Consider the following 4,865-nt stretch of genomic DNA (forward strand, 5'->3'; position numbering starts at 1 on the left):
GGTCGCGAACACGATGGTGCCGAAGAGCACGTAGTGGAAGTGCGCGACGACGAAGTACGAGTCGGTGACGTGGAAGTCGAGCGGCGGGCTGGCCAGCAGGACACCGGAGAGGCCACCGAAGAGGAAGGTGACGATGAAGCCGACCGAGAACAGCATCGGTGACTCGAAGGTCAGCTGTCCCTTCCACATGGTGCCGATCCAGTTGAAGAACTTCACGCCGGTCGGGACGGCGATGAGGAACGTCATGAAGGAGAAGAACGGCAGCAGGATGGCGCCGGTGGCGTACATGTGGTGCGCCCACACGGCGACGGACAGGGCCGCGATGCCGAGGGTGGCGTAGACGAGGCCGCTGTAACCGAAGATCGGCTTACGCGAGAAGACCGGGAAGATCTCCGAGACGATGCCGAAGAACGGCAGCGCGATGATGTACACCTCGGGGTGGCCGAAGAACCAGAACAGGTGCTGCCACAGCAGGACGCCGCCGTTGGCGGGGTCGAAGATGTGCGCGCCGAAGTGACGGTCGACGAACAGGCCGAGCAGCGCAGCGGTCAGCAGCGGGAAGGCGAGCAGGATCAGGACGCTGGTCACCAGGATGTTCCAGGTGAAGATCGGCATCCGGAACATGGTCATGCCGGGGGCGCGGAGGCACACCACGGTGGTGATCATGTTGACGCCACCGAGGATGGTGCCGAGGCCGCTGACGCCGAGGCCGAGGATCCACAGGTCCGCGCCGACACCGGGCGAGTGCAGTGCGTCGGTGAGGGGGCTGTACGCGGTCCAACCGAAGTCGGCGGCACCACCGGGGGTGATGAAGCCGGCGGTCGCGACGGTCGAGCCGAACAGGTACAGCCAGTAGCTGAACGCGTTGAGGCGCGGGAACGCGACGTCGGGCGCACCGATCTGCAGCGGCAGGATGTAGTTGGCGAAGCCGAAGACGATCGGCGTCGCGTACATCAGCAGCATGATCGTGCCGTGCATGGTGAACAGCTGGTTGAACTGCTCGTTCGACAGGAACTGCATGCCGGGGATCGCGAGTTCCGAACGCATCAGCAGGGCCATCAGGCCGCCGATCAGGAAGAACGCGAACGACGTCACCATGTACATGATCCCGAGGACCTTGGGATCGGTCGTGGTGATCATCTTGTAGATGAACGAGCCCTTCGGTCCCAGTCTCGCCGGGAACGGCCGTTTGGCCGTTAGCTCGGGGACTGGCTGGGGCGCTACGGCAGTCACTGATCCTCCTGATTGTGCCCTTGGTCGCTCCGCATGCCTGCTGCGGACACTCGGCTCGGACTGCGAGACGACCATCCTCGTGGCTTGCGCTGTGAGAATCGTAGACCGTCGCCGGACGATCCGCGGAGCCGGTCCTACCCGTTGTCGTACTTCGTGTCGATCCGAGCCGCAGCCCTCGCGCTGACCTGCGCCGACGGCAAGACCCTCAACCGTCCCGATTGCGCGACGCCCGCGCGGACGTCGCGACCGACCACCCACGCGGGCCGCCGCATCGTGGGACCGCTCACGTCCCGCACCGAGCCGATCACGCATTCTGTTAAGGTTTGGCTTACCTATTCTTACTTGTTCTCCCCGGCGGTGACGGCCCGAAGGCCGTCGATACTCTCGGAGCACCCCACGAGAAGAGGAAAGCCCCGCCATCATGCGCAAGCCCACACCCCTCCGCCTGGCGCCGGCCGCCGCAGTCGCCGCCGCCCTCGTCCTCACCGCGTGCGGCGGATCCGGCACCGACGACGCGGCCAGCACCATCGTGCGCAGCACCACCAACGTCGCCGGCGCCGGTGTCCTCGGAAACGACCGCGACACCGAGAACGTCTGCGGCCCGACCGCCCCCGTCGACACCGACGGTGTCGCCGGCTCGGTCCGCAAGGTCGTGCACGCGGCGGGCGAGACCGAGGTCCCTGCGGACCCGCAGCGGATCGTGGTCCTCGACACGGACAAGCTCGACACCGTCTGCGCGCTCGGCCTGCAGGACCGACTCGTCGGTGCGGCGGTCACCGGAGCGGTGGGCGCCCAGCCCGAGTACCTCGGCGCGACGATCGCCGGCGTCGAGCCGGTCGGAACGGTCCAGGAGCCCAACTTCGAGAAGATCGCCGCGCTGCAGCCGGACCTCATTCTCGGTTCGGAGTTCCGCACCCCCGAGGCCTACGAGCGCCTGTCCGCGATCGCGCCGACGACGTTCACCGAGAAGGTCGGCCTGACGTGGAAGGACAACCTCGTCCTCGACGGCACCGCACTCGGCCGGGGCGCGAGCGCCAGGCAGGTGCTCGACGAGTACGAGACCGCCGCGGTCGAGACCGGCAAGTCCCTGAACTCGTCCGAGACCCAGGCGTCGGTCGTGCGGTTCATGCCGGGCGTCATCCGGATCTACGGACCGGACAGCTTCTCCGGCCAGGTCCTCGCCGACGCGGGTGTGCAGCGGCCCACCTTCCAGCGCCTCGAGGGCGCCCAGGACCGCCGCTTCGCCGAGATCAGCGAGGAGACGCTGCCGAACGCCGAAGGCGACGTGATCTACGTCAGCTTCTACGGCGACGAGGCCCGCGGTCAGGGCGTCGACGTCATGAACGGCGACCTGTGGCAGGGCCTCGGCGCAGTCAAGGACAGGCGCGTGTTCACCGTCGACGACGAAATCTGGATGACCGGGATCGGCGTGATCGCGGCGAACGGCATCCTCGACGATCTGGAGGCTTCACTCAATGGGTACGCCAACTAGCACGTCGGCCAGAACCCGGATCCTGCTCGCCGGGGTGGGCGCCGCGCTCGCCGGCACGGTGCTGACCGCACCGGCCGCGACCGCCGCACCCGACGGCGCCGCCCGCATCGAGGTCCTCGCGGCGGACGGCGTCACCCCGCTCGGCGACACGGCCGTCCACGAGGGCGACCGGATCGTGGTGCGCGGCACCGGATTCGACCCGGACGCGAACACGTCGGGACTTCCGGTGCCGGTGCCACCCGGCGTCCCGCACGGCACCTTCGTCACGTTCGGTGCGTTCGCACCCGACTGGCGTCCCTCCGAGGGTGCCCCCTCCGACGCCCGCGTCGGGCAGCAGCGCTCGGCGACCGCGTGGGTGATGTCGGACGATGCACTGGGCCGGGTACCGGACGCGCCGTTCGACTTCCGTCGCACGATCCGCCAGCAGTGGGTTCCACTCGCCGACGACGGCTCGTTCACCGCGACCCTCTCCGTCACCAAGCCGGCCACGACCGCGCCGGACGCCGTCTACGGCGTCTACACATACGCCGCCGCCGACGCGGTCAACGCCGCCGAGGAGTTGTCCGTCCCGGTGAACTTCGACCCGACTCCGGGCCCGAACGCGCCGGTTCCGCCGCAGCAGGACCTCGTGTGGGGTCTCGCGCCGGGGTATCGGGACCTCGTGAAGAACTCGCTGCAGGGTTCGGTCACGGGCAGCGACGGCGCATCGGTCCGCGCCGACGGCCGGCTGACGTTCGAACTCGACGGCACCGACGTCGATCCGTCCACCGGACTCGGCACCGTCCGGTACCGGGGCACCGTGGTCTCGTTCACCCGATTCCACCTCGCGGAGATCGCCCTCGCGAACCCGTGGATCGAGTTCACCGAGCGGGGCACCTTCCTCACCGCGGAGACCTCCGACGGCAACATGGTCGGCACCGACACCATGCACCGGATCCGGTTCGCGCAACTCGACACCGGCCCGCGGTCGGGCGGCGGCGAGTTCACCGACGTCGCGGCCAGGTTCGCGCTCCCGCTCGAGCCAAGCATCCTGCTCCCCTACTCCGGGCAGCAGGCCGCGCCCGTCAGTTTCCGGTTCTGATGCCGGTTCCGGAGTTCATCGTCGAGCTGCGCGCTCACGTCGGACACGCGCCACTGTGGCTGTCCGGCGTGAGCGCCGTCGTCGTCGACGACGAGGGCCGAATCCTGTTGGGCCGCAGGTCCGACAACGGGAACTGGGCGATCGTCTCGGGAATCCTGGAACCCGGCGAGCAGCCGGCGGCCGCGATCGTCCGGGAGATCCGCGAGGAGACCGGTGTCGAGGTCGAGTTGGTCCGGCTGGCCGGAGTCGACGTCACCCCGCCGCTGACGCATCCCAACGGCGACCAGGCCCAGTACCTCGACCTCTGTTTCCTGGCGCGGTGGACGGGAGGCACGCCGCAGCCCGCGGACGACGAGAACCTCGACGTCGGCTGGTTCGCGCCCGACGCGCTGCCCACCCCGATGAACGACTCGTCCGTCGGCCGCATCGCGACGGCGTTGCGCGGAGACGAGCGGGCCTGGTTCGCCCGCTGAATCCTTCCGGCTGGGGTCAGGACGTCCGCGTCTCCCACAGGCCCATCACGTTGCCCTCGGTGTCGGTGAAGTACGCGGCGTACCCCATCTCGCCGACCTCGGTCTTCTCCCCCACCGGTTCGCCGCCGAGCGTGGTGATCTTCGCGAGGGTGTCGTCGATGCTCGCGACGTCGATGGTGATCACGGGTCCGCGCGGGAAGGACGGTTCGCGTTCGAACATGCCCCCGCCGATGTACCCGGGCTCGGCGGGCATCCCGTTCTCCCCCGTGGGACCGGTGGACACACCGGTGTAGTTGTACTCCGGCATCTCGTGGTAATCCCAGCCGAAGACGTCCCGGTAGAACGCCCGCGCCCGGTCCCCGTCGTTGAACGGGACCTCGAAGTGCACCACTCGACCGCTCATCGCCGCCTCCTCGCGCGATTGGTGAACCCGCCAGCCTCGACGCTAGCCCGATCCACCGCCCCCGGAAAGGGCGAAGGCGGCCTTCATCTCGCCTATCCGCACGAAGCCCACCGTCACCCCGACAGCGCGCTTACCTCTGAAACGGCTGAAGGTGGCGTTCATGCGCGTAGATCGCATGAAAGC

At 68.6% G+C, this 4,865-nt stretch carries 5 protein-coding genes; 3 read left to right on the plus strand and 2 right to left on the minus strand.

Going from position 1 to position 4,865, the window contains the following annotated elements:
• Nucleotides 1–1,233 (minus strand): cbb3-type cytochrome c oxidase subunit I (locus ACFSJG_RS13435; protein WP_378485704.1); only part of this gene is annotated, 1,233 nt, incomplete at its 3' end.
• A 421-nt stretch (nt 1,234–1,654) separates the two neighbouring features.
• Between ACFSJG_RS13435 and ACFSJG_RS13440 the strand changes: the two genes are divergently transcribed.
• From ACFSJG_RS13440 to ACFSJG_RS13450, 3 genes are read left to right on the plus strand one after another with little or no spacing between them, the layout of a single operon-like run.
• On the plus strand, nt 1,655–2,725 hold the full coding sequence (locus ACFSJG_RS13440) for an ABC transporter substrate-binding protein (protein ID WP_378485705.1): 1,071 nt from the start codon (nt 1,655–1,657) through the stop codon (nt 2,723–2,725).
• Nucleotides 2,709–3,806 (plus strand): HtaA domain-containing protein, encoded by a 1,098-nt coding sequence (locus tag ACFSJG_RS13445; RefSeq protein WP_378485706.1) that lies wholly within the window; start codon nt 2,709–2,711, stop codon nt 3,804–3,806. Before ACFSJG_RS13440 ends, ACFSJG_RS13445 begins: the two co-directional genes overlap by 17 nt.
• On the plus strand, nt 3,806–4,279 hold the full coding sequence (locus ACFSJG_RS13450) for an NUDIX hydrolase (RefSeq protein ID WP_378485707.1): 474 nt from the start codon (nt 3,806–3,808) through the stop codon (nt 4,277–4,279). The genes ACFSJG_RS13445 and ACFSJG_RS13450 overlap by 1 nt, the downstream gene beginning before the upstream one ends.
• 16 nt (nt 4,280–4,295) lie before the next feature.
• Here the strand turns inward: ACFSJG_RS13450 and ACFSJG_RS13455 are convergent, their stop codons facing one another.
• On the minus strand, nt 4,296–4,682 hold the full coding sequence (locus ACFSJG_RS13455) for a VOC family protein (RefSeq protein ID WP_378485708.1): 387 nt from the start codon (nt 4,680–4,682) through the stop codon (nt 4,296–4,298).
• Nucleotides 4,683–4,865: the final 183 nt, after the last annotated feature.

Origin of the sequence: Rhodococcus gannanensis, assembly GCF_042681175.1 — a bacterium.
Classification (GTDB): domain Bacteria; phylum Actinomycetota; class Actinomycetes; order Mycobacteriales; family Mycobacteriaceae; genus Rhodococcus_G; species Rhodococcus_G gannanensis.